Raw genomic sequence first — 23,806 nt, 5'->3', positions numbered from 1 at the left:
GATCAGTCCGTGACCAGGCCGTTCAGCAGCCCATCCAGCATGACGCCCATCAAGTGCTCGGACGAAGACCATGTACGGTTCGGCTTGGTGATCAGCAGCGACACCAGCCCATGGCAACCCGCCCACAGCACTTCGGCGGCGCTCTGCGCCGTACCCGACCGCAAGCGACCGGCGGCGGCGATCTCGCGGAAGGGCTCGCTGAACTTCTCGAAGCAGCGATCCCCCAGCTCCAGGGTGCCGGCCTGCTTCTCCACCGAAATGCTCGCCCCGGAACCACAGAACACCAGCTCATAGGTGTTGGGGTTCTCCAGCGCGAAACGCATATAGGCCTCCAGCATCAGCCGGACTCGCGAAACGGGGTCGATGGCGCGACCGCCGATGTCGGTATTGAGGTTCAGGAGCCGCTCGATCGCGCCGTCGCTGATCTCCAGCAGGATCTGATCCTTGTCGCGAAAGTGCATGTAGAGCGCGGTGGACGACACCCCGACCGCATCCGCGATCTTGCGGATGGTCGCGCCGGCATAGCCCTCGGCGATGAAAATCTTCTCGGCGGCGGCAAGGATTTCGCCGCGACGCAAGTGCCCGTCGCCTTTCGGCTTTCGGGCGGACTTGTGCGGCTTCTTCAAAACAAGCGTCACGGCCGGCATGTCCCCTGCGTTTCCCCAACTTCCGATACTAAACGGGAATCACCCAGCCGTCGCAAGGCGGCACGGCATCAAACCTGAAACGCGTGTTTTTCTGTTTGACACTCATTGGTTGTGTTCATTTAATTGACTCCCGAAGATCGAGCGAACCGGCCGGGGGGCGACATGGCGCGCGAAGAACGGAGTGTGGCGCCCGAGGGGACCGTCAAGGCCTTCCCCTTTATCCCGGACGATATCGCACAGCCCGCCGCTCGGATCGCCGAAGGCGCCCATGTCACTTTTGGAAGGGGGCAAAGATCAACAGCGGTGGTCTTGGTGCTTGGGCTTTTGGCGCTCGGCGTGCTGTGGCCCGGCCTTCTGGTCTGGGGGCTCTACGGTCTGTTCTACAGCGTTTTCGTGGCAGGCGCGGTGATCCGGCTGGCCGCCATTCTGACACCCCCGCGCAAGCGAGACTGTCCCTCGCTGGCCGATCAAGCCCTGCCCCATTACACGCTCATCGTGCCGCTGTATCGCGAGGCGGAAGTGGCCCGCGAACTGGTCGGCAATCTGGCCCGACTGGACTACCCGCGGGACCGGCTGCAGGCCCTGATCGTTCTGGAGGCGGACGATCTGGCGACCCGTTCGGCCTTTCACGTCCTGGACCTGCCCTCCTTCATCCAGGTGCTGGTGGCCCCGCCGGGCTTGCCACGCACCAAGCCCCGAGCCTGCAATATCGCCCTGGCGCTGGCCAAGGGATCCCTTGTTGTCATCTACGACGCCGAAGATGCTCCTGATCCGCTGCAACTGCGCGAGGCGGCGGCGCGGTTCGCGTCGGACACCGCTGATCTGGCCTGTCTGCAGGCGCCCCTGCGGGTCGAGACGCCGCGCTATCTCGCCTTCATCGCCGAGCAGTTCAGACTGGAATATGCCGCGCTGTTCCAGGTGCTGCTGCCGGCCTATGCGCGTTGGGGTCTGCCCTTCCCGCTGGGCGGCACCAGCAACCATTTCAGGCGCTCGGCCTTGCAGGCGGTCGGTGGCTGGGACGCCTATAATGTCACCGAAGACGCCGACATCGGCTTTCGTCTGGCCTCGGCGGGCTACAGGCTGGATGTCATTGAGCGCCCCACCCTGGAAACCGCGCCCACCTCGCTGGATCAGTGGGGGCCGCAACGGGCGCGCTGGATCAAGGGGCATCTGCAAACCCTGGCCGTTCATGTCCGGGGCGAGACCCGAAGGCAGCCTCGCAGCCTGCTGGCCCTAATCGTGACGCTTGGCGTTCCCATCGCCGCCTCCAACCTTCATGCTCCAGCCATGCTGATCGCCGGCGTCGGCGTGGCGGTGAACTGGCTGGCCGATGGCGAACCGTCGATCGCCGGCGCCGACCTGACGCTCTACATGTTCGGCTGGATGGCTTCGGCGGTCTGCGCAGCGGTTGGCGTGCTGCGGTCAGGCGACCGCCCACGCTTCCTGCATCTGTTCGGCATGGTGGGTTACTGGATGATGTGGGTCTTCGCCTCGCCCCGCGCGATATGGCAATTCTTCGTTGCGCCCCATCACTGGGACAAGACCTCTCACACGCCGCGCACTGGACGGCCAACACCCTGAAAGCGTATGGGCGAGACGATGAGCCCGACGATCGCCCCCGCCCCCATCGTGATGCGCACCACCGGCTGGAGCGACTACGCCCTGCTGGACAGCGGCAATGGCAAGAAGCTGGAACGCTACGGCCCCTACACGGTCGTGCGCCCCGAGCCGCAATGCTTCTGGTCGCCGCGCCTGCCGGCCATGGCCTGGGAGGACGCCGATGCGATCTTCGACCCCTCCGACGAGGACGAGGCCGGCCGCTGGCGCTTCAAGGGCAAGCCGATCGAGAAGTTCCCGCTCGCCTGGGGCGACGCGAAATTCCATGGCCAGTTCACGCCCTTCCGCCACCTCGCCTTCTTTCCCGAGCAAGCCGCCAACTGGGCCTGGCAGGACGAACGGGTTCGCGCCTTCGCCAAGACATCAGGTCGCCAGCCCAAGATCCTGAACCTGTTCGGCTATACCGGCGTGGCTTCACTGGTCTGCGCCGCCGCCGGCGCGGCCGTGACCCATGTGGACGCCTCCAAGAAGTCGGTCGGCTTCGCCCGCGAGAACGCCGCCTTCGCCGGGCTCGACGACAAGCCGATCCGCTGGATCGTCGAGGACGCCCGCAAGTTCGTCGCCCGCGAAGTGCGGCGCGGCAATGTCTATGACGGCATCATCCTGGATCCGCCGAAGTTCGGACGCGGCGCGGACGGCGAGGTCTGGCGCCTGTTCGAAGATTTGACCGAGCTCACAAGCAATTGCGCTCAACTGCTGTCCGACGACGCCTCTTTCCTGTTGATGAACGCCTATGCCGCGCGCGTCTCTGGCGCGGCTATGTCGGGTCTGCTGGCCCAGGTGCTGGATGGCCGCAGCGGCGTCATCGATTGGGGCGAGCTCTCCCTGGTCGAGGAAAAGGGCGACCGCCAGATCGGCCTGTCGTTCTTCGCCCGCTGGTCTTCAGAAGGGTGAACCAGATGAACGCCCCCAGCCCGGCCAAAACCGTCACCTCGCTCTCCAACAACACCGTCAAGGCCGTCCGCGCCCTGCACATGCGCAAGGAGCGCGAGGAGAGCGGCCTGTTCCTGGCAGAGGGCCTGAAGATCGTCATCGAGGCGATCGACTGCGGTCACGCGCCCAAGATCATCATGTATGGCCGCGACGCCGCCGATCATCCGATGCTGCAGAAGGCCTCGCAGGCCTGCCTCAAGGCCGGCGGCGAAGTCATTGAGGTCAATCGGGAAATCCTCGAAAAGGTCTCGCGCCGCGACAACCCCCAGGCCGTAGTTGGCGTGTTCAAGCAGGTGTTCACGCCGCTGGACGCCATCGTGCCGCAAAGCGCGCCGTGTTGGGTGGCGATGCAGGCTGTGCGCGATCCCGGCAACCTGGGCACCGTTATCCGCACCGCCGACGCGGCCGGCTGCGGCGGGGTGATCCTGGTGGGCGACTGCGTCGATCCCTATTCGGTCGAGGGCGTGCGGGCGACCATGGGCTCGATCTTCGCGGTCAAGATCGCCAAGGCCACGATCCAGGAATTCCTGGCCTGGCGCGAAGACTGGCCAGGCTCGGTGGTCGGCACCCTGCTGACCGCCACCGTCGACCACAAGAGCGCCGACTATGTGAAGCCAGCGCTGATCCTGATGGGCAATGAGCAGCAAGGCCTGCCGCCCGAACTGGCGGCGGCCTGCGACGTCAACGTCAAGATCCCGATGCGCGGCCGGGCCGACAGCCTGAACCTGTCAGTGGCGACGGGGATCATGATCTACACGGTGACGGGGTAGGCGCTAGGAGGACAACCATATGCGTTGGCTCTACGGAATGTTCGCGAGCATAATGTTTGTGGCTCTCGTGGGCATGACCTTGGCGGGATACGATCAGACGCGTGTAGTCGGCTATATTCTCTGGTTCGCCTTTCCGTTCGTTTGGCTAGTGCTTGGCAACAGCGTCAGATGCCCCCGCTGTGGAAAACACATTTGGGACAACGGACGCGGATATGTTGCTCCCTGGATACCTATGCCCCGCGAATGCGTAGGATGTGGCCGCAGTAAGTCGGATTGGTGGCCTTTCCAATGGCTCCTGAAGCCTGAACCTAAGTCAGACGACCACGCCCCGCCGCTCTAGGTCCCCCGAGGCTTCGCCCTAGTCGTCGGCGCTGCGGCAGCCGGATCATCCGGCCACACATGCCGGGGATAGCGCCCCTTCATCTCCACTTTCACCTCGCGCCAGGAGCCCTTCCAGAAGCCCGGCAGGTCCCGCGTGATCTGGATCGGCTTGTGGCCGGGCGAGAGCAGCGACAGCACCAGCGGGATCTTGCCGCCGGCGATGCTGGGGTGCTCGGTCAGGCCAAACAGTTCCTGCACGCGGATGTCGATGCGCGGCCCGGCCTCGGCGGCATAGTCGATGGCGACGGTCGTGCCGGTCGGGGCCTTGAAGCGGGCCGGCAGCGCCGCATCGATTTTCTGCTGGGCGTCCCAGGGGATCAGCGAGCGGATCGCGCCGTCCAGTGTGTTCTCGTCCAGCGCGGACAGTGACGAGCGGCCGTGCAGCAGCGGCTCCAGCCATTCGCTGAGGCGCTCCATAAGCGCGACGTCCGACAGGTCTGGCCAAACCTCGCCATCCAGGCTGCGCAAAAAGGCGACGCGGTCGCGCAGGCCCTGGACGCCATCGCCCAACCGCAGCGCTGATAGCCCCTCAGAGCGAACCTGGTCGAGTAGCGCGCTGGCGATCAGGGCCGGGTCAGGCTTGTCGATCAGCCGCTCCTCCAGCACCAGCTTGCCCAGCCGCAGCAGCCGCTTGGCGCGGACCTTACCGCCGGGGCTGGTCTCCAGACGGTCCTCGGCGGTGAGGCGGTCGGCAAAGGCCTCGCGCAGGGAAACTTCGTCAACGGCGGCGGCCAGCAGGATGCGGTCGCGGCTGTCGCCGCCGCCCAGTTCGCCCACGGCCAGCCAGGTCTCGCGCGCCAGGGGATCGGTGGGCTCCATATAGACGCCGCGTCCGCCGGCCAGCTGGAACTCGCCCGGCTTGCCGCGCGCCCGGGCCACGCGCTCTGGATAGGCCTCGGCCAGCATCAGGCCCTCGTCCAGCGGCGTCGCGCCCGAAGGCTTGCCCGCCGCGCGCGCCCAGCGGTCGGCCAGGGCCTGGGCGTCCCTCGCCCGGGGCGAGCGGTCGCGGCCCAGGTTTTCCAGGCGTCGGCGCAGGTCGACCTCCCGGCCACCCAGCCCCTGCTCGGTCAGCAGGGCGGCAACCTCGGCTCCGCGCCTAGCCTGACCGGAGGCGGCGGCGCGGACGACCATGTGAGCGATCCGGGGCGGCAGGGGCATCTCGGCCAGGGCCTTGCCGTGGGCGGTGAGATCGCCCTGAGTATCCAGAGCCTGAAGGCGTTGCAGCAGCGTGCGGGCTTCGGCGAAGGCAGCCACCGGCGGCGGGTCCATGAAACACAGGCCCGAGGCGTCGCGGGCTCCCCAGCGGGCCAGATCGAGCGCCAGGCGCGACAGGTCGGCCTCAAGGATTTCCGGACGGGCGAAGTCGGGCAGCGACCGGGTCTCCGCCTCATCCCAAAGGCGGTAGCAGACGCCGGGCTCGGTGCGCCCTGCCCGGCCCCGGCGCTGATCAGCGGCGGCGCGGCTCACGCGGACGGTGTCGAGCCGGGTGATGCCGCTGGCGGGATCATAGCGCGGCACGCGGGCCAGGCCGCAGTCGATCACCACGCGTACGCCCTGGATGGTCAGGCTGGTCTCGGCGATCGAGGTGGCCAGAACCACCTTGCGACGCCCCGTCGCAGCGGCGGCGATCGCGCGGTCCTGCACGGCCGGGTCCAGCGCGCCATACAGCGGCGCCAGATCGACCTCAGGCCGGCGCAGGCGCTCGGCCAGCCAGCTCTCGACCCGGCGGATCTCGCCCTGGCCCGGCAGGAAGACCAGCAGACTGCCCGTTTCCTCGGTCAGAGCCCGCTCGACGGCCCTGCCGACGCGTTCCTCAAGGCGGAGACGGTCGTCGCGGCCGACATAGCGCGTATCGACCGGAAACATCCGGCCCTGGCTCTCGATCACCGGGGCGTCACCCAGCAATGACGAGACGCGTGCGCCGTCCAGGGTGGCCGACATCACCAGCAGCCGCAGATCATCGCGCAGCAGGCCCTGGACGTCGCGGGCGAAGGCCAGGCCCAGGTCTGCATCCAGGCTGCGTTCGTGGAATTCGTCGAACAGGACGGCCGCGACGCTCTCCAGACCCGGGTCGTCGAGAATCATCCGGGTGAAGACGCCCTCGGTCACCACCTCGATGCGGGTGCGGGCCGAGACCTTCGACTGCAACCGCACGCGGAAGCCTACAGTTTCACCAACCGCCTCGCCCAGGGTGGAGGCCATGCGGGACGCGGCGGCTCGGGCGGCCAGCCGGCGGGGCTCCAGCACGATGATTTTGCGCTCGCCGACCCAGGGCTCGCCCAACAGCGCCAAGGGAACAGCCGTGGTCTTGCCCGCGCCCGGCGGGGCCACCAGGACCGTCGCATGGGAAGCGAGCATCGCCGCTTTCAATGCGGGCAGGACATTCTCGATCGGCAGCATCGCGGGGAGGCATAGACCCTCAAACCGCTCTCGTCACCGCAAGGCGTTGCGCGAAGCCGCCGGTCTGACTAACGTCCCGGCCCAATGCCTGACTAGCGGGGGTTCGCTGGTCGTTGGGGAAAAGAAACACATGGCCGGAAACAGGCTGTTCCTGAAGAAGTCGATTGCGAGCATCCAGAAGGAGGCCGCACACAGCCAGCTGAAACGAACGCTGGGTCCCATCAATCTCATGAGCCTGGGTATCGGCGCCATCATCGGCGCGGGTATCTTCGTGCTGACGGGTCAGGTGGCCTCGGCCAATGCCGGCCCTGCGATCATGCTGTCGTTCATCGTCGCCGGCATCGCCTGCGGCCTGGCCGGCCTCTGCTACGCCGAACTCGCCTCGACCATGCCGGTCTCCGGCTCGGCCTATACCTACGCCTACGGCACCCTAGGCGAGGTCTTCGCCTGGATCATGGGCTGGCTGCTGGTGCTGGAATACGGCGTCGCCGCCTCCACCGTCGCGGTGGGCTGGTCCGGCTATGTCGTCAGCACCCTGCACGCGTTCGGAGTTAATTTCCCGACGATCATGGTCGCCGGCGCGGAGGCTCCGATGTGGGCCACGCCGCTGATCCAGGCCGTCGCCACGCCTGAAGGCGGCACGACATTCGCCATGACCGGCACGCTGAACATCGTGGCGGCCATCGGTATCGCCATGGTCTCGGCCCTGCTGGTGCTGGGCGTCAGCGAGTCCGCCAACGTCAATAACGCCATCGTGGTGGTCAAGGTGATCGTGCTGCTGGTGTTCATTGCGGTGGGCATCCAGTACATCAACCCCGCCAACTGGCACCCCTTCATCCCCGAGCCGACCGGCCAGCCCGGCGAGTTCGGCGCCGGCGGCATCTTCCGCGGCGCGGCGATCATCTTCTTCGCCTATGTCGGTTTTGAAGCGGTTTCGACCGCCGCCGCCGAGGCCAAGAACCCCTCCAGGGACGTGCCGATCGGCATCCTGGGCGCCCTGGTCGTCTGCACCCTGATCTACATGGCCGTTGCGGCCGTCATGACCGGCGTGGTTCCCTACAAGGAACTGGCCAGCCCGGCCCCGATCGCCGTCGCCATCGACCGCATGGCCCTGGAATGGGCCGACGTTCCCTACGCGGCGGCTGAAGGCGGCAAGCTGAACCTGATCAGCATCGCCATCAAGATCGGCGCGATTACCGGCCTGTCCTCGGTCATGCTGGTTCTGTGCTACGGCCAGACCCGGATCTTCTACACCATGGCCCGCGACGGCCTGCTGCCGAAGGTCTTCGCCGCGATCCATCCCAAGTTCCGCACCCCGTGGCTGGGCACCATCCTGCTGGGCGTCGTCATCGCCATCGCCGCCTCGTTCCTGCCGATCAGCCTGTTGGGTGATCTGGTCTCGCTGGGCACGGCCGTGGCCTTCTCGATCGTCTGTCTGTCGGTGATCTATCTGCGCATCAAGCACCCCGACCTGCCCCGCCCGTTCAAGGTGCCGGGCGGCATCTTCACCGCCGTCTGCGGCATCCTGGCCTGCTTGTTCCTGGCCTATCAGAACTTCCAGCCGATGATCGTTCACGCCATGAACGATAATCCGCTGCCGCTGATGATCCTGGGCGGCTATGCGGCGGTCGGCGCGGTGATCTACATCGCCTATGGCTTCTGGCACTCGAAGCTCGCCAAGGGCATCGACATCACCGAGGACACCGAAATGAACTCGCCGGCCGAGGCCATGGGTCGCGGCGTGGACGACGTGAAGTAACCAATCTTCTTCGTCGACCTCGATCGAAGGCCCGGGAGCAATCCCGGGCCTTCTTTCTTGCGCGCTCGCCAGCCCCTATGGTGCCCCTGAGAAGGAGTTCCCGTGAGCCAAGCCCAGCCTCCCATCCGCGCCGTCATCGCGCCGGTCACGCCCCTGCAGCAGAACTGCACCATCGTCTGGTGCGCCAAGACGCTGAAGGCTGCCGTCATCGATCCGGGCGGCGAGGTGCCACGCCTGATGAAGGCTCTGGCCGACCAGGGCCTGACCCTGGAGAAGATCTGGATCACCCACGGCCACATGGACCACGCCGGCGGCGCAGCGGAGCTCAAACGCCTCACCGGTGTTCCGATCGAAGGGCCCCACAAGGACGATCAGTTCTGGATCGACCAGATCCAGATGTCCGGCGAGCGCTATGGCATTCCCGAAGCCCGGATCTTCGTTCCCGACCGCTGGCTGGACGATGGCGACGTCGTAACCCTGGGTGAGACGGAGTTCGAAGTGCTGCATTGCCCCGGCCACACGCCGGGCCACGTGATCTTTTTCCACCGCGAGGCGCGCTTCGCCCAGGTGGGAGACGTGCTGTTCCAGGGCTCGATCGGCCGCACCGACTTCCCGCGTGGCAATCACCAGGACCTGCTGGACTCGATCACCCAGAAGCTGTGGCCGCTGGGCGGCGACGTACGGTTCGTCCCCGGCCATGGACCGATGTCCAGCTTCGCCGCCGAGCGACGCAGCAACCCCTATGTCAGCGACCTGGCGATCGAGGCCCAGAACATCCAGGGCGCCGACTTCGCGATCCCCAAAAACAACTCTCCGGGCTAGGCGCGGAGCCGATTGGGATCCAAAACCGCGCCGTCGGGTTGCACGGCTGTTTCAAGCGTGAAATCTGAACGCCACGGGGACATGACAGGAGCGTCTCATGGAGACCATCCCACAAACCGGCCCCGCAGCTGACCCAGAGGCCCCGCGCAGCGCGGCGTCGCGGATCCTCATCGTCGATGACGACCCCGGCATTCGCGATGTCGTGTCCGACTTCCTGAGCCGACACGGCTATGCCGTAGACACCGCTTCCGACGCCCGCACCATGGAACAGGTCCTCTCGCGAGGGCCGGTCGATCTGGTGGTGCTCGATGTCATGCTGCCCGGCGAGGACGGCCTGGCCATCTGCCGCCGGCTTTCGGCGCAGGACGGCCCCGCCATCATCATGCTGTCGGCCATGGGCGAGGAAACCGACCGTATCGTCGGCCTGGAGCTCGGAGCCGACGACTACCTGCCCAAGCCCTGCAACCCGCGCGAATTGCTGGCCCGCATCCGCGCCGTGCTGCGCCGTCGGCAGGAGCCTCGCAACAGCGACGACGGCATGGGCGCGGCCTGTGAGTTTGCCGGCTGGCGGCTCGACCTGGTGCGCCGCGAACTGCGCTCGCCGCAGTCGGTGGTGGTGAACCTGTCCAGCGGCGAGTTCTCGCTGCTCCGCGCCTTCGTGGAACGCCCCCAGCGGGTGCTGACCCGCGACCAGCTGCTTGATCTTGCTCGCGGTCGCGATTCCGATGCCTATGACCGCGCCATCGACGTCCAGATCAGCCGGCTACGGCGCAAGCTGGACGACGGCGGCGGCAGCGAGCTGATCCGCACCATTCGCAGCGAGGGCTACATGTTCACCGCCAAGGTCCTTCGCACGCCATGAACCAGCGCCGCCGCGGCGCGCCGCTGTTCGTGCAGGCGCTGGGCTTGGTGACGCTGACCCTGGTGGCGGCGCAGCTGATCGCCATCGCCGTCATCTTCACCCTGCCGCCGCCGCCGCCCGAGCTGTATCGGCTGTCGGAGATCACACGCGCCCTGAAGACCGGCCAGACGGTGCAGCCCCGGGATGGACGCGCTCTGGTGGTTCAGATCCGGGCCAGGATGCCCTCCGGCGGCCCCGACTCCGCTCGCAGGGCCGAGTTCAAGGCCGGCATCGGTCGCGCCATCGACGTTGCGCCGGCGCGTATCGAGATCGTTACGGACAACGGTCCACGCTTCTTTGTTCGACGCTTCAAGCCAACCCCGAATGACCGGACGGGCGGTCCTGCCGGGCCAGGCGGTCACACTGGCCCGGGCGGCCCCCGCGACCAGTTCATCGCCCGCGAGCTGCCGCCGCCTGGCGAGCGCGGCGCTCGCGCCGGGCCGGCGCGCGACGAACCGTTCATCTTCGGCGACTTCGAGCTGGGCGTTCGTCAGAGCGACGGCAGCTGGGTCGTGGTCGAACCCAAGCCCACCTTCCGCTTCGACAGCTGGCAGCAGCGGGTCCTGCTGATCCTGGTGCTGTCGGTGCTGGCCGTCGCGCCCCTGGCCTGGCTGTTCGCCCGTCGGCTGGCCGAGCCCATCACCGCCTTCGCCAACGCCGCCGAGCGGCTTGGCCGAGATCCCCGCGCCGCGCCGCTGGAGCTGTCAGGCTCGACCGAGGTCGTGGCCGCCGCCAACGCCTTCAACATGATGCAGGAGCGCCTGCGCCGCTATGTCGAGGATCGGACCGCGATGATCGGGGCCATCGCCCACGACCTGCGCACGCCGTTGACCCGCCTGCGGTTCCGCATCGAAGCCACGCCCGACGATGTGCGCGCCAAGCTGGCCGCCGATATCGACCAGATGGAGGCCATGATCTCGGCCGCCCTGGCCTTCGTTCGCGACACCACCCGCCCCGCCGAACGCACCAAGCTTGAGCTGGCCTCCCTGCTGGAGAGCGTGGTCGATGAAGCCGCCGAGACCGGAGGCCAGGCCACAGTCGAGCGCGCCGAGAAAATCGTCATCGAGGGCGATCCGATCGCGCTCAAGCGGCTGGTCGCCAATCTAGTCGACAACGCCCTGAAGTACGGCCACGCCGCGCGCGGTCGCGTGTTCTCCGAGGGCGACATGGCGATCATCGAGATCGACGATGATGGCCCCGGAATCCCGCCGGCCGAGCAGGAGCGGGTGTTCGAGCCGTTCTTCCGCGGCGAGCCCTCGCGCAATCGCGAAACGGGCGGTATCGGCCTTGGGCTGGCGGTCGTGCGCTCGCTGGCCCGGGCCCATGGCGGCGACGTCACCCTGGTCAACCGACCCGAAGGCGGCCTGCGCGCCTGTGTTCGCCTGCCGATCTAACCCCAGGCGCCGCTTTGTTGCCGGCGTGCAAGGCTTAGCCTGGCGACAGACATTCCCCGGCAATCTCACCGCGCTTGATGCCCGGAGGAAGGAGTTCCTCATGACATCTCGCGTTGCGACCACCGCCGTCCTGGCCGCCCTGTTCCTGTCGACGGCCGCCCATGCGGCGCCCGGCGGCGAAGAGGAACCCAAGCCCGGACGCGGTTTCGGACCCCCGCCCCGCGAGGGCGGCGAACACGGGCCCGGACGGCCTCGACCTCAACTCTTCATCAGTCCTGCTGGCGAGCCCTTCCGGGCTCCGGCCGAGGCGCCCTACCCTGTCGCGGTCTGGTTCTCGGCCGGGGACGCCAACCATGATGGCGCGTTGTCGCGCGATGAGTTCGTCGCCGACGCCGGCCGCTTCTTCACTGTGCTCGATACGGACAAGGACGGCGTCGTCGATGGGTTCGAGGTCTCGGCCTATGAGCGAAACATCGCGCCGGAAATCCTGCAGGGGGTCAACATGCCGCTTGGCGGGGGACGAGGCGGACGGGGCGGTCCTCCCGGCGGCGGCGGCGATGGTCCGCCCCGCAAGCGCGGCGGACTGGTCGGCGGCGCCCTGCAGGGGGCCGCGCCCTACGCCCTGCTGGCCGAGCCCCAGCCGGTCATGGGCGCCGACGCGGACTTCAACCGCCGCATCTCACGCGAAGAGGCCGTCAAGGCCGCCAAGTCACGCTTTGCGCTGCTTGATGCGGACCAGGATGCCCTTCTGCGCGTGGAAGAACTGCCCGCCACCCCCGTCCAGGGGCGGCGCCGCTAGCCGCCCACCACGGTGGCGATGATGTTGATGCCAAGGGCCAGGATGGCGGTGTTGTAGGCGAAGGCGGTCGCCGCATGGGCGGTGACCAGCCGGCGCAGGCGCGAGGTCAGTATGGTGTTGTCCGACACCTGAAAGGTCGCCCCGACGCTGAAGGCCAGATAGACGAAATCCATGTAGCTGGTCGGCGGCTCGCCGGGAAAACCGATTCCGCCCTTGCTCTTGCCGTCCCCGAAATGGCGATGGGCATAGTGCGGCACGAATACTGTCTGCAGCACCAGCCAGGACAGGACCAGGGTGGCGCCCGCGCTGGTGGCGATGAGCCCCTTGGCCAGACCCTGGGCCGTCCGCGCCGCCACCATCGCATCGACCACGGCACCAAGGCTGGCGACAATGGCGGCCAGCACGATCAACAGCAGGACCGACTGACCCTCGTCGTCCTGAGCCGCCCGATCGCGGATCTCGGCCTCGTCGGCGCGCAGGAATATCCGCCAAGTCAGGATCAGATAGGTGAAGGCGGCACCGTCCCAGCCCAGCAAGAGGTGAGAGCCTCTCGGAGCCTGCAGCCAGAGCGCAGCCGCCCAGACGATCAGACCGACCGCACAGCCCGCGCCGAGCCGCCAGTGCGGCGGCGTGATGTGGCTGGCGGGTCTGGATTTCGTCGATTTCGACACGCGCTCAATCCCTTTGCCTGGCAGGCCTTACGCCTGTTGCGTGCATTTACTCACGCTTTGAGGTGAACCGAACGTGGCTTCGCTGGTTACGTCACTGAACGCGCAGGACACGACGCCATGACCGACCCCAACGCACCGCCTCCTGTCGAGCCGCAGCCTCCGGAATACGACCCGGGGTCAACGCCCGATGAAATGCCCTCCCCCGTGTCACCGGTCGATCCTGGGGACGACCGTCCCTATGACGCCGCGCCCCGTTCGTCGACCGTGACCAGTATCGATTAGGAGCACCGTATGGACCTCGACAGCGAACGGCCCCGTGGCCGCCGCGGCTTCGCCGCCATGGACCCTGAACGTCGCCGCGAGATCGCGCGCAAAGGCGGAGCCAGCGTACCCAGCGAGAAGCGAAGCTTCGCCAAGGACCGCGACCTTGCCGCCAATGCCGGTCGCAAGGGTGGATCCTCTTCCCGCAACCTGCGCCCCGGCGACTGAACGCCTGACCTGAACACGCCCGAAGCGCGCTGGACCTCCGTCCAGCGCGCTTTCGTTCGTCTAGCCTATCGGGTCAGGACATAGACCCCGAACGCGGGCTGGATGCTTTCCCACTTGCGCGAGACGGTCCACCCCGCCCGGCGCGCGATGGCCTCAAAAGCCTCGGGCCGATACTTGTACGAGTTCTCGGTGTGGATGGTTTCACCCGCCGCGAAGTCGAACGTCCGCCCCGCGATCGTCACGCGCTGGGCCGTCGCGCTGACCAGATGCATCTCGACCCGGCTTTCCGGCTCGTTCCACACGGCCCTGTGCGCAAAGCCCGCAAGGTCGAAATCACCGCCCAGTTCGCGATTGATCCGTGCAAGGATATTAAGGTTGAAGGCCGCCGTAACGCCCTGGGCGTCGTCATAGGCCGGGATCAGCACCTCGGCAGGCTTGGCGACGTCCGCGCCCACCACCATCATCGCGCCATCGCCCAGCAGTTCGCCGGCCCGACGCAGGAAGTCTTCGGCCTCGAGCGGCGGGAAGTTGCCGATGGTGGATCCGGGAAAGAACCCGACCGCGACACGCCCCGCCACGGCCGAGGGCAGCCGCAGGGCCCGCGTGAAGTCGTCAACCAGCGGCGCGACGGTCAGCGAGGGATAGCTGGCCTCGATCGCGACGGTCGCCTCGTCCAGCGCGCTCTGGCTTATGTCGATGGGCGCATAGGCCGAGAGTTGCGGCGCCGCGTCCAGAAGGATCCGGGTCTTGACGCTGGCCCCACTGCCGAACTCCACCAGCGCCGCGCCATCGGGGATCCGCGCGGCGATCTCCGGCGCGATCTGGCGCAGCAGCGCGGTCTCGGTGCGGGTCAGATAGTATTCCGGCAGATCGCAGATCGCCTCGAACAGCCGCGAGCCCTCGGCGTCATAGAAGTACTTGCTGGGCAGCGTCTTTGTGCGGGCCGAGAGCCCCGCCACCACATCGTCCCGAAACTGGTTGTCGCTCGAAAGCTCCAGGATACTGACGTCGTCGGCCAGTCGGACGCCCGCGAAAACCCAGCGCTTCTCCGGATGAAAGAAATTGCGATAGGTCGTCCGCGTATGGCCGGGTGGGGTCGCCGCGCAACCGCCGCGCAGCACCATCTGGTTGATCATGAACTTGCCGTTGTACTCGCCCAGCGCTCCCGCGCCGGGACGAAACCCGGGATAGGCGGCATAGCTGCTGGAGGTCCACTGCCACACATGGCCATGCAGCTGGCGCAGGCCTCCGGCGCCCGGCGCGCGCGCAGCGGCTTCCCACTCGGCTTCAGTCGGCAGACGCCGCCCTGACCAGGTCGCATAGGCCACCGCCTCATAGTAGCTGACATGCGAGACCGGCTCGCCGCGTTCGACGGGCCGACGCCCGGTCAGGGTCATGGCTGACCAGCCGTCCCCTTCCTGGCGCCAATAGAGCGGCGCCGCCCAACCTTCCTCGACCACGCGCGCCCAGCCGTCTGAAAGCCACAGCTCGGGCCTGGCGTAGCCGCCCGCCTCGATGAAGGCGATCCACTCGCCGTTGGTCACCAGTCGGTCACTCAAGCGATAGGGCGCCAGATAGGTCTTGTGCCGCGGGCGCTCGTTATCGAACGCAAAGCCTGTTTCACCGGCGCCGATCTCAACCAGACCGCCCTCGAACGGCACGAACCGCTCCGGATCCGATGCGTCCTGAACGCGGCGGCCCGGCTGGGCCTGATAGGCCGGGTCCAGCGGCGACTGGGCAAGCAGATGCAGGACGTCCATCAGGATCAGCTCCTGATGCTGCTCTTCATGGGCAAGCCCCAGGTCCAGGCGCTCACGCGCCTCCCGGAGCAACGGCGCGCCCGACAGCAGCCCTTCCATCGCCGCATCGACATGGGCGCGATAGGCGCCGACCTCGGCGGTCGAAGGACGGGTCAGCATGCCCCGCGCCGGCCTCGGCTGACGGGGGCCCAGCGCCTCGTAATAGGAATTGAACAGGTAGCCAAAGCGGGGATCAAACACCGCATAGCCATCGAGATAGGGGATCAGCAGGAAGGTCTCGAAAAACCAGGTCGTGTGGGCCCTGTGCCACTTCGTCGGACTGGCGTCAGCCATCGACTGGGCGGCCTGATCCTCGGCCGACAGCGGGGCCGCTATAGCCTCGGTGCGCCGTCTGACTGCCTGGTAGCGTTCCACGTCTCGCGCGACGGAGGCCTGGACGGCCTCCGAAGCGTGCAGGTCGTCCGGGCTCATGCGCTCTCCTGGCGGCCAAGACCGGGCTTTGACGAGGCCCGGCCGAGGACAACGTGCCTAGAGCTTGGGTGTTCCAAGGCCGAGTTTCAATAGCTGCTCCCGCGGTGGCTGTTGCAGGCGGCGCCCTGAGACGGGCTTTGCCGCGTCCTTGCGAGGCCCGGGGCCGGGATCAACGCGTCCAGCCTGGTCCACCGCGCCACGCTCGAACGACAAAACGCACCGTGACGACGCTGTTCCAAGGACCGTGGCCCACGCCCAAAACTGGCCAGCGGCCGATGAGCCAGCGCCCCGATAAACATCGCCCGCCATCACTTCGCGGATACTTAACGGGCAACATTGCGCCAATCCACAAAGCGACAACGTTGTCATAGATAAGACAGTCTATCCGCCGCGCCTTGGGACGCTATACTCACGATCAAGGCGAACAATAGTTTCGCCAAAATGCGCAGGCAGGATGAGCAATGCAAAATGAAGGGCCCGGCGCCATCGCGCCCCCGACCAGACACGCGCGTCTCGTGACATGGGTCAACGAAGTCGCCGCCCTGACCAAGCCCAAAGCCATCTATTGGTGCGACGGCTCGGACGCCGAGTGGGAGCGCCTGACCGGCGAACTGATCGCGTCCGGCACGCTCAAGCGCCTGAACCCCGAACTCCGCCCCAACTCCTTTTACGCCGCCTCGGATCCGCGAGACGTCGCCCGGGTCGAGAGCCGCACCTTCATCTGTTCGCAGGATCAGGAAGACGCCGGCCCGACCAACAACTGGCGCGACCCCGTGGAAATGCGGGCCACCCTGCATGGCCTGTTCGACGGCTGCATGCGCGGCCGCACCATGTATGTCGTGCCGTTCTCGATGGGCCCGGTCGGCTCGCCGATCAGCGCCCTGGGCGTGGAGATCACCGACAGCGCCTATGTGGCCGTTTCGATGCGGGTGATGACCCGCATGGGCCAGGCCGCGCTGGACGCCATGGGCGACGATGGCTTCTTCGTGCCCGCCCTTCACACCCTGGGCGCGCCGCTTGAGGATGGTCAGGCCGATGTCGCCTGGCCCTGCAATGACGACAAGTACATCGTCCACTTCCCGGAAAGCCGGGAAATCTGGTCCTATGGCTCGGGCTATGGCGGCAACGCGCTTCTGGGCAAGAAGTGCTACGCCCTGCGCATCGCTTCGGTCATGGCCCGCGACGAAGGCTGGCTGGCCGAGCACATGCTGATCCTCAAGCTGACCTCGCCGGCTGGCAAGGTTCGCTACGTCGCCGCCGCCTTCCCCAGCGCCTGCGGCAAGACCAACATGGCCATGCTGCAGCCCACCCTGCCCGGCTGGAAGGCCGAGACCATCGGCGACGATATCTGCTGGATGCGCTTCGGGCCCGATGGCCGGCTCTATGCGATCAATCCCGAAGCGGGCTTCTTCGGCGTGGCGCCCGGCACCGGGGTGCTGACCAACCGCAACGCCATCGACACCCTGCACGCCAACTGCATCTACACCAATGTCGCCCTCACCGCCGATGGCGACGTCTGGTGGGAAGGCCTCACGCCCACGCCGCCTGAGGGGCTGACCGACTGGAAGGGCCGGGCCTGGAGCCCCGCCGTGGGCGAACCGGCCGCCCATCCGAACGCCCGCTTCGCCGTACCGGCCGGCCAGTGCCCGGTCATCGCCGACGAGTGGGAAGATCCGGCCGGCGTGCCGATCTCGGCCATTCTGTTCGGTGGCCGCCGCGCGTCGGCCGTGCCGCTGGTCACCGAGGCCTTCGACTGGGAGCACGGCGTGTTCCTGGCCTCGAACGTGGCCTCGGAAGGCACCGCCGCAGCCGAAGGCAAGATCGGCGAACTGCGCCGCGATCCCTTCGCCATGCTGCCCTTCTGCGGCTACAATATGGGTGACTATTTCAGCCACTGGCTGAAGGTCGGGGCCAGCGCCGATCCCGCCAAGCTACCGCGCATCTATTTCGTCAACTGGTTCCGCAAGGACGAGACCGGAAAGTTCGTCTGGCCCGGTTATGGCGAAAACGCCCGCGTCCTGAAATGGATCGTCGAGCGGCTCGAAGGCGAGGCGGATGCCGTGGACAGCGCCATCGGCCGCCTTCCCGCTTCTGGCGCGCTGGATGTGTCCGGATTGGGACTCGACCAGGCGGCGCTGAATCTGCTGCTGACGGTCGACAGGTCGATCTGGCTGGAGGAAGCCACCCTGATCCTGGACGCCTACAAGCGCCTCGGCTCGCGCATGCCTCAGGCGCTCTATGCCCAGCTGGAAGCCCTGACCGGCCGGCTCACGCCCGCCGCTGCGGAAAGCAGAACCCTGGAAAGCGTTTAAGCTCGGCGCAGGGGGCCAGGAAGTCTCAGTCCGCCGGACTGGCCCCTACTCCGCCCCCTCGCGCTCCAGCAGCGCCTTGGCGGCGGCCTTCTCGGCGTCCTGGCGCGAACGGCCGGTAGCGAGCACAGGATCGACGCCGGCGACAGTCACCTGGACGGTAAAGACCGGCGCGTGATCGGGGCCGGTGCGGTCCTTGACGCCATAGGTCGGCAAGGGCTTGCCCTGGGCCTGAGCCCACTCCTGCAGCGCGGTCTTGGGATCGCGCGGCTTGCCGTGGGCGGAGCGGTCGAACTCGGCGCTCCACAGGTCCAGGAACACCCGGCGCGCCGTCTCCAGCCCGCCATCGCGGTAGAGGGCCGCCATCAGGGCCTCGCAACCGCCGGCCAGGATGGAGTCGGTCTCGCGGCCGCCCACCTTGCTGGACGAGGCTGACAGACGCAGGGCCGGACCCAGCTCGGCGGCGCGGGCCACGCGGGCGCAGGTCTCGCGGCTGACCAGGGCGTTGAGGCGTGGCGCAAGCTCGCCCTCCTTGGCCTGCGGAAACCGCTCGGCCAGGGCCTCGGCGGCCAGCAGGCCCAACACGCGGTCGCCGATGAACTCGAGGACCTCGTTGTCGGCGGTCTTCTTGGCGCCGTCTCCGACGCTAGCGTGCGTCAGGGCCTGTTCCAGCAGCGCGCGGTCGCTGAATGTGTGACCGATCCGGCGCTCCAGGTCGCCGACGGCGACGACCCGTCTATCCATGGACACTTATCGCTTCCCTGGGGATCACTTCAGAACGCGGAAGAAGCGGCTGGGTCGGGCGTCCAGAACCCAGGTCCAGGGCTTGAACAGGGCTGCTTTGCGGTTCCAGGACAGCAGGATGATCTGGGCCTTGCCGACCAGATTCTCGGCCGGAACGAAGCCGACCCCGACCTCGTCGCCGATATACTGGTCCAGCTCATAGTCCCACTTGCAGACGCCGGGACCGGTCTTGAACGGCGAGACGCCCGGGTCGAACCGGCTGTCGGCCGAGTTGTCGCGGTTGTCGCCCATGAAGAAATAGCAGCCCTCGGGCACCGTGTAGATGCCGGTATTGTCGCCGCGGCTGTCGGGGCCGTAGTCCTGCGTCTGGTACTTGCGGCCTTCGGGATTGGTTTCCTCGAAGCGTTGAACCTGCTGGGTGAAACCATAGCCCATGTCGACCAGGGCCGGATCGCGCGTGGCCATGGGCAAGGGCTTGCCGTTGATGATGACCACGCCGCCGCGCACCTGGACCCTGTCGCCCGGCATGCCGATCAGGCGCTTGATATAGTCGGTGCGATTGTCACGCGGCAGCTTGAAGACGACGATGTCGCCCCGCTTGGGCGCCTTGTCCAGGATCCGGCCATTCAGGATCGGCGGGCTGAACGGGATCGAGTGCTTGCTCCAGCCATAGCTGAACTTGCTGACGATGATGTAGTCGCCTTCCAGCAGGTTGGGCTCCATCGACCCGGACGGGATGGTGAAGGGCTGGAACAGCAGGACCCGCAGCACCAGGGCGATGCCCAGGGCATAGGCCACCGTCTTGATGATCTCGATGAATTCCTTGACGGCGCCCCCCTGTTCGTGGTGCGGCGCGTTATCGTCGGCGGCGTCGGTCATACGGGCGCTGGGCTCTCGAACAATGGGGTTCCGGCGAACCGGACAGGCTTAGCTAGACGCGCTTTACTCTACGGGCAAGCTCCACGCCGGTTAACTCGCCTTCATGGCGGAGGTTGGGCGGTCGCGCAGAGGCTATTCATCCTCGACCAGAAGACGGATTTCCACGGTTCCCCCGGCCTCATAGACGGGATTGCCGGCCAGGCAGGATCGCGCGTCCTCCAGGCTCTCCGCCGCGACCCTGATGAAGCCGGTCAGATAATCGGACGTTGGTCGCGACGCCCCGTCCCTGCGAAAACAGGCGCCGCCGCCAAGGCTGCTGCCGCCGCGCAAACGCCCGCCCTGAGCCAGTCCGTCCAGATAGGCCGACCAGTCCGCCGCCGCCTCGTTGACCGCGTCGCCATGCATCAACAGAAGAAACTCGCTCATCGACCCGGCGTCCTGTTTTGCGGTTCAGATGGCCTCGATGATCACGAAGGCCTGGGCGTAGGGATGATCGTCGGTCAGCGACAGGTGGATCACCGGCGTCATGCCTTCGGGCACCATGGAGGCCAATCGCTCGGCCGCGCCGCCGGTCAGGGCCATGGTCGGCTTGCCCGACGGCAGGTTGACCACGCCCATGCCGGCCAGATGTACGCCGCGCTTGAGACCGGTGCCCAGGGCCTTGGAGCACGCCTCCTTGGCGGCGAACCGCTTGGCATAGCTGCTGGCGCGGTCAGGCTTGCGCTCGGACCGCGTGCGCTCGATGTCGGTGAACACCTTGTTGGTGAACCGGTCGCCGAACCGCTCCAGCGACTTTTCGATCCGCCGGATGTCGCACAGGTCCGAACCGATGCCGATGATCACGCGGCCAGCTCGGCGCGGGCCGCGTCCATCAGGGTCCGCATCCGATAAATGGCCTGAGGCAGACCCACAAAGATCGCCTCGCCGATCAGGAAGTGGCCGATATTCAGCTCGGCGATCTGCGGGATGGCCGCGATCGGCTTGACCGTGGCGTAGTCGATGCCGTGGCCCGCGTGAACCTCCAGACCCAGGCTCGAGGCCAAGGCCGCGCCGTCCTGCAGGCGGCGCAGGATGGCGGCGGCCCGATCGACCTCCCCGGCCCGCGCGGCGTCGCAATAGGCGCCCGTGTGCAGTTCGATCACCTGGGCGCCCAGGCGGTGCGAGGCCTCGATCTGGCCGGCCTCGGCGTCAATGAACAACGACACCCGGGCGCCGGCTTCGCGAAGCCGAACGGTGGCGGCGGCGATGGCGTCATAGCCGCGCACCACGTCGAGGCCGCCCTCGGTGGTCACTTCCTCGCGGCGCTCGGGCACCAGGCAGGCGGCGTGCGGCCGGGCCTTCAGGGCGATGCCGACCATCTCGTCGGTGACGGCCATCTCGAAGTTCAGCGGCTTGCCACGCTTGAGACACAGGTCGTTCAGCAGCGCGATGTCGGCGTCGGATATATGCCGACGATCCTCGCGCAGGTGGGCGGTGATTCCGTCGGCGCCGGCGGCCAGGGCCAGCTCGGCGGCGCGCACCGGCTCGGGATAGCTGGAGCCGCGCGCGTTCCGGATCGTGGCCACGTGGTCGATATTGACGCCCAGTCGGACGCTGATCTGATGCTCGCTAAGAATTTTACCGCCCTCGAACGCGATCGGCGGCCGATGGCTGGCCGTCGAAGGTAGTCTATCCCCTTCCCGGCCGTGGGTGGAGACCAGAAAAGTGACAGGCGCATGGTTCTGGTCAGACTTGCGGAAACGGCATGGACAGCGCCCACTGCGGCGTTGAAAGTTCTCGCTTGGCAATTGGGGGCGCTCGACATGATCCTGAGAACGGCAAAGGCTGCGGCCCTCGCGATGCTATTGGCCACGACGGCCGTTTCAGCCATGGCGGCGCCGACCGTTTCAGCCAGCAAGCTCAAGGTCCTGAAGGCGCAGGCCGTGGCCGGCGTCGAGTCCCGAGCCAAGCTGTCCCAGGTGATGAACGACCAGATCTTCTCCTTCGGCGAGCTGGGCTTCCAGGAGATCGAGACCTCGAAATACATCACCGGCGTGCTGGAGGAGAACGGCTTCACCGTTGTGCGCGGCGTGTCGGGCATTCCGACGGCCTGGACCGCGACCTGGACGAACGGCAAGGACGGTCCGACCATCGCCTTCGGCAGCGACATCGACTGCATTCCCAAGGCGTCGCAGAAGCCCGGCGTGCCCTGGCACGACCCCATCGTTCCCGGCGCGCCGGGCCATGGCGAGGGGCACAATTCCGGCCAGGCCCTGAACGTCGTCGCGGCCCTGGCGCTCAAGGATCTGATGATCAAGGAGAACATCGCCGGCACCCTGATGCTGTGGCCCGGCGTCGCCGAGGAGCTGGTGGCCGGCAAGGCCTACATGGTCCGCGACGGCGTCTTCAACGGCGTGGACGCCACGATCTTCACCCATGTGGGCTCCAACCTCGCCACCACCTGGGGTCAGCCCACGGGCACGGGCCTGGTGTCGGTGAAGTACAATTTCCACGGCGAGTCCGCGCACTCGGCCGGCGCCCCCTGGCGGGGTCGCAGCGCCCTGGACGCGGTCGAGCTGATGAACATCGGCTGGAACATGCGCCGCGAGCACCTGCGGCCCGAGCAGCGCTCGCACTACGTCATCGTCGATGGCGGTGATCAGCCGAATGTCGTGCCGTCCGAAGCCAGCGTCTGGTACTATTTCCGCGAGCAGAGCTTCGACGCGATCAAGAAGAACTACGCCATCGGCGACCGGATCGCCCAGGCTGCGGCCGACATGACCGACACCAAGGTCGACCACCAGGTGATCGGCACGGCCGCGCCGCGCCACTTCAACCGCCCGATGGCACAGGCCGCCCAGGCCAATATCGAAGCGGTCGGACTGCCGGTCTGGACCGCCGACGAGCAGGCCTTCGCCAAGGCCGTGCAGACCAATATCGGCGCGCCCAAGCAGACCGGTCTCGACGTCAAGCTGAAGGGCCTGTCGGCGCCGGATCCCAAGCCGGAAAGCGGCGGGTCGGACGATATCGGCGACATTTCGTGGATCATGCCGACCATCACGATCAACTATCCGGCCAATATCCCTGAACTACCCGGCCACCACTGGGCCAACGCCATCTCGATGGCGACGCCCATCGCCCACAAGGGCGTGGCGGCGGGCTCCAAGGTGGTGGCGATGACGGCCCTGGACCTGTTGACCCAGCCCAAGCTGCTGGCCGCGGCCAGCAGCTATTTCAAGGACGTCCAGACCAAGGACCAGAAATACGTGCCGATGCTGGCGGCCACCGACAAGCCCCAGACCCAGATCAACGCCAACATCATGGCGACCTACCGGCCGGCGATGAGCAGATTCTATTACGATCCCGGCAAGTACGGGACCTATCTGGAACAGCTGGGCGTCGAATGGCCGGTCAAGCAGCTGACGCCACCTGCTCCGGCCAAGTGATTACTGAGCCTTCAGCCGGCGGCTGCCGGGATCCTCGATCGGGATCGCGGCCAGCTCCGGCGGCAGGGCGTCGGCCGGATAGGCCGGGACTTCCAGGCTGCACAGCGAGACCAGCGGCACGCCGACATCGACCTTGCCACCCGAGCGGTCGACGATGCAGGCCGCCGCGATGACGTCGCCGCCGGCCTCCTGGATTGCGGCGATGCACTCGCGCGACGACAGGCCGGTGGTGACGATATCCTCGACCATCACGACCTTCTGGCCGGGCTCCAGATGGAAGCCGCGCCGGAACTTGAACCCGCCGCCCTCGCGCTCGACATAGATCGAGGCGACGTTCAGGTGACGAGCGGTCTCATAACCGGGGATGATCCCGCCCACGGCCGGCGACACCGCCACATCGGGCTGGCCGACGGTGGCGATGATCTTCTCGGCCAGGGCCTTGCACAGGCGCTCGCAGCGCTCGGGCCGCATGAACACCAGGTTCTTCTGCAGGAAGACCGGGCTGTGCAGGCCGCTGGACAGCACGAAGTGGCCTTCGCGCAGGGCCCCTGCGGCGCGGAATTCGTCGAGGACGTCATCATTGGTCATGGCGGGGATATAGCTGAGGCGCGCGAGTCTTCAAACGGGGTCACGCC

At 67.1% G+C, this 23,806-nt stretch carries 21 protein-coding genes; 11 read left to right on the top strand and 10 right to left on the bottom strand.

Translation table 11 applies throughout. The annotated features are described in order from the left end of the window. Window positions 1-2 precede the first annotated feature (2 nt). Window positions 3-638: a TetR/AcrR family transcriptional regulator gene (locus tag ACW17Z_RS18730; RefSeq protein WP_419321168.1), complete on the bottom strand. Its 636-nt coding sequence runs from the start codon at window positions 636-638 to the stop codon at window positions 3-5. 312 nt (window positions 639-950) lie between these two features. Here ACW17Z_RS18730 and ACW17Z_RS18725 point away from each other — a divergent pair, with 312 nt between their 5' ends. Genes ACW17Z_RS18725 through ACW17Z_RS18715 form a run of 3 tightly spaced genes read left to right on the top strand, consistent with a single transcriptional unit; the run spans window position 951 to window position 3,967 of the window. Beyond that, window positions 951-2,228, top strand: coding sequence for a glycosyltransferase family 2 protein (locus ACW17Z_RS18725; protein WP_492057093.1), 1,278 nt, complete (start codon window positions 951-953; stop codon window positions 2,226-2,228). 18 nt (window positions 2,229-2,246) lie between these two features. Continuing rightward, window positions 2,247-3,158, top strand: a complete 912-nt coding sequence (locus ACW17Z_RS18720) for an RsmD family RNA methyltransferase (RefSeq protein ID WP_492057092.1) — start codon at window positions 2,247-2,249, stop codon at window positions 3,156-3,158. A gap of 5 nt (window positions 3,159-3,163) precedes the next feature. Beyond that, window positions 3,164-3,967, top strand: a complete 804-nt coding sequence (locus ACW17Z_RS18715; RefSeq protein ID WP_492057091.1) for a TrmH family RNA methyltransferase — start codon at window positions 3,164-3,166, stop codon at window positions 3,965-3,967. Between the two features lie 336 nt (window positions 3,968-4,303). Here ACW17Z_RS18715 and hrpB read toward each other — a convergent pair whose 3' ends face one another. Further along, a complete protein-coding gene (hrpB, locus tag ACW17Z_RS18710) occupies window positions 4,304-6,748 on the bottom strand; it encodes an ATP-dependent helicase HrpB (protein WP_492057090.1) in 2,445 nt (814 codons plus the stop codon). Between the two features lie 130 nt (window positions 6,749-6,878). Here hrpB and ACW17Z_RS18705 point away from each other — a divergent pair, with 130 nt between their 5' ends. From ACW17Z_RS18705 to ACW17Z_RS18685, 5 genes are all read left to right on the top strand, one after another. After that, the gene (locus tag ACW17Z_RS18705; RefSeq protein ID WP_419321162.1) at window positions 6,879-8,507 is read left to right on the top strand and encodes an amino acid permease; all 1,629 of its coding nucleotides are present in this window, start codon (window positions 6,879-6,881) and stop codon (window positions 8,505-8,507) included. A 102-nt stretch (window positions 8,508-8,609) separates the two neighbouring features. Continuing rightward, a complete protein-coding gene (locus ACW17Z_RS18700; RefSeq protein ID WP_419321161.1) occupies window positions 8,610-9,329 on the top strand; it encodes an MBL fold metallo-hydrolase in 720 nt (239 codons plus the stop codon). 97 nt (window positions 9,330-9,426) lie between these two features. Further along, entirely contained in the window at window positions 9,427-10,191 is a 765-nt protein-coding gene (locus tag ACW17Z_RS18695) for a response regulator (RefSeq protein ID WP_419321160.1), read from the top strand. Next, the gene (locus tag ACW17Z_RS18690) at window positions 10,188-11,624 is read left to right on the top strand and encodes an ATP-binding protein (protein WP_492057089.1); all 1,437 of its coding nucleotides are present in this window, start codon (window positions 10,188-10,190) and stop codon (window positions 11,622-11,624) included. The genes ACW17Z_RS18695 and ACW17Z_RS18690 overlap by 4 nt, the downstream gene beginning before the upstream one ends. Window positions 11,625-11,724: 100 nt before the next feature. Beyond that, window positions 11,725-12,423: an EF-hand domain-containing protein gene (locus ACW17Z_RS18685; RefSeq protein ID WP_492057088.1), complete on the top strand. Its 699-nt coding sequence runs from the start codon at window positions 11,725-11,727 to the stop codon at window positions 12,421-12,423. Here the strand turns inward: ACW17Z_RS18685 and ACW17Z_RS18680 are convergent. After that, on the bottom strand, window positions 12,420-13,094 hold the full coding sequence (locus ACW17Z_RS18680) for a DUF1345 domain-containing protein (RefSeq protein WP_492057087.1): 675 nt from the start codon (window positions 13,092-13,094) through the stop codon (window positions 12,420-12,422). The two genes, ACW17Z_RS18685 and ACW17Z_RS18680, sit on opposite strands and share 4 nt — an antisense overlap. Window positions 13,095-13,385: 291 nt before the next feature. Here ACW17Z_RS18680 and ACW17Z_RS18675 point away from each other — a divergent pair, with 291 nt between their 5' ends. Then, a complete protein-coding gene (locus ACW17Z_RS18675) occupies window positions 13,386-13,583 on the top strand; it encodes a con-10 family general stress protein (RefSeq protein ID WP_419321155.1) in 198 nt (65 codons plus the stop codon). Between the two features lie 65 nt (window positions 13,584-13,648). Here the strand turns inward: ACW17Z_RS18675 and egtB are convergent, their stop codons facing one another. Continuing rightward, window positions 13,649-15,814: an ergothioneine biosynthesis protein EgtB gene (gene egtB, locus ACW17Z_RS18670; RefSeq protein WP_492057086.1), complete on the bottom strand. Its 2,166-nt coding sequence runs from the start codon at window positions 15,812-15,814 to the stop codon at window positions 13,649-13,651. 515 nt (window positions 15,815-16,329) lie between these two features. On the opposite strand from egtB, the gene ACW17Z_RS18665 reads away from it, so the two are divergent. Next, the gene (locus tag ACW17Z_RS18665) at window positions 16,330-18,126 is read left to right on the top strand and encodes a phosphoenolpyruvate carboxykinase (GTP) (RefSeq protein WP_492057085.1); all 1,797 of its coding nucleotides are present in this window, start codon (window positions 16,330-16,332) and stop codon (window positions 18,124-18,126) included. A 45-nt stretch (window positions 18,127-18,171) separates the two neighbouring features. Here ACW17Z_RS18665 and rnc read toward each other — a convergent pair whose 3' ends face one another. The 5 genes from rnc to ACW17Z_RS18640 form a co-directional block, all read right to left on the bottom strand. Beyond that, window positions 18,172-18,867, bottom strand: coding sequence for a ribonuclease III (rnc, locus tag ACW17Z_RS18660; RefSeq protein ID WP_492057084.1), 696 nt, complete (start codon window positions 18,865-18,867; stop codon window positions 18,172-18,174). 24 nt (window positions 18,868-18,891) lie between these two features. After that, on the bottom strand, window positions 18,892-19,746 hold the full coding sequence (gene lepB, locus ACW17Z_RS18655) for a signal peptidase I (protein ID WP_492057083.1): 855 nt from the start codon (window positions 19,744-19,746) through the stop codon (window positions 18,892-18,894). Window positions 19,747-19,878: 132 nt separating this feature from the next. Then, a complete protein-coding gene (locus ACW17Z_RS18650) occupies window positions 19,879-20,172 on the bottom strand; it encodes a YciI family protein (protein WP_492057082.1) in 294 nt (97 codons plus the stop codon). Between the two features lie 24 nt (window positions 20,173-20,196). After that, window positions 20,197-20,589: a holo-ACP synthase gene (acpS, locus tag ACW17Z_RS18645; protein ID WP_492057081.1), complete on the bottom strand. Its 393-nt coding sequence runs from the start codon at window positions 20,587-20,589 to the stop codon at window positions 20,197-20,199. Beyond that, the gene (locus ACW17Z_RS18640) at window positions 20,586-21,344 is read right to left on the bottom strand and encodes a pyridoxine 5'-phosphate synthase (protein ID WP_492058561.1); all 759 of its coding nucleotides are present in this window, start codon (window positions 21,342-21,344) and stop codon (window positions 20,586-20,588) included. The genes acpS and ACW17Z_RS18640 overlap by 4 nt, the downstream gene beginning before the upstream one ends. A gap of 240 nt (window positions 21,345-21,584) precedes the next feature. Here ACW17Z_RS18640 and ACW17Z_RS18635 point away from each other — a divergent pair, with 240 nt between their 5' ends. After that, window positions 21,585-23,171, top strand: a complete 1,587-nt coding sequence (locus ACW17Z_RS18635) for an amidohydrolase (protein WP_492058560.1) — start codon at window positions 21,585-21,587, stop codon at window positions 23,169-23,171. On the opposite strand, the gene pyrE is transcribed toward ACW17Z_RS18635, so the two are convergent. Next, window positions 23,172-23,759, bottom strand: coding sequence for an orotate phosphoribosyltransferase (pyrE, locus tag ACW17Z_RS18630; protein WP_419251679.1), 588 nt, complete (start codon window positions 23,757-23,759; stop codon window positions 23,172-23,174). Between the last annotated feature and the right edge of the window lie 47 nt (window positions 23,760-23,806).

This window comes from Caulobacter sp. GSs2 (assembly GCF_058680895.1).
The sequence above is the reverse complement of the archived record's forward strand: the minus strand, read 5'-3'. Positions and strand labels throughout refer to the sequence as shown.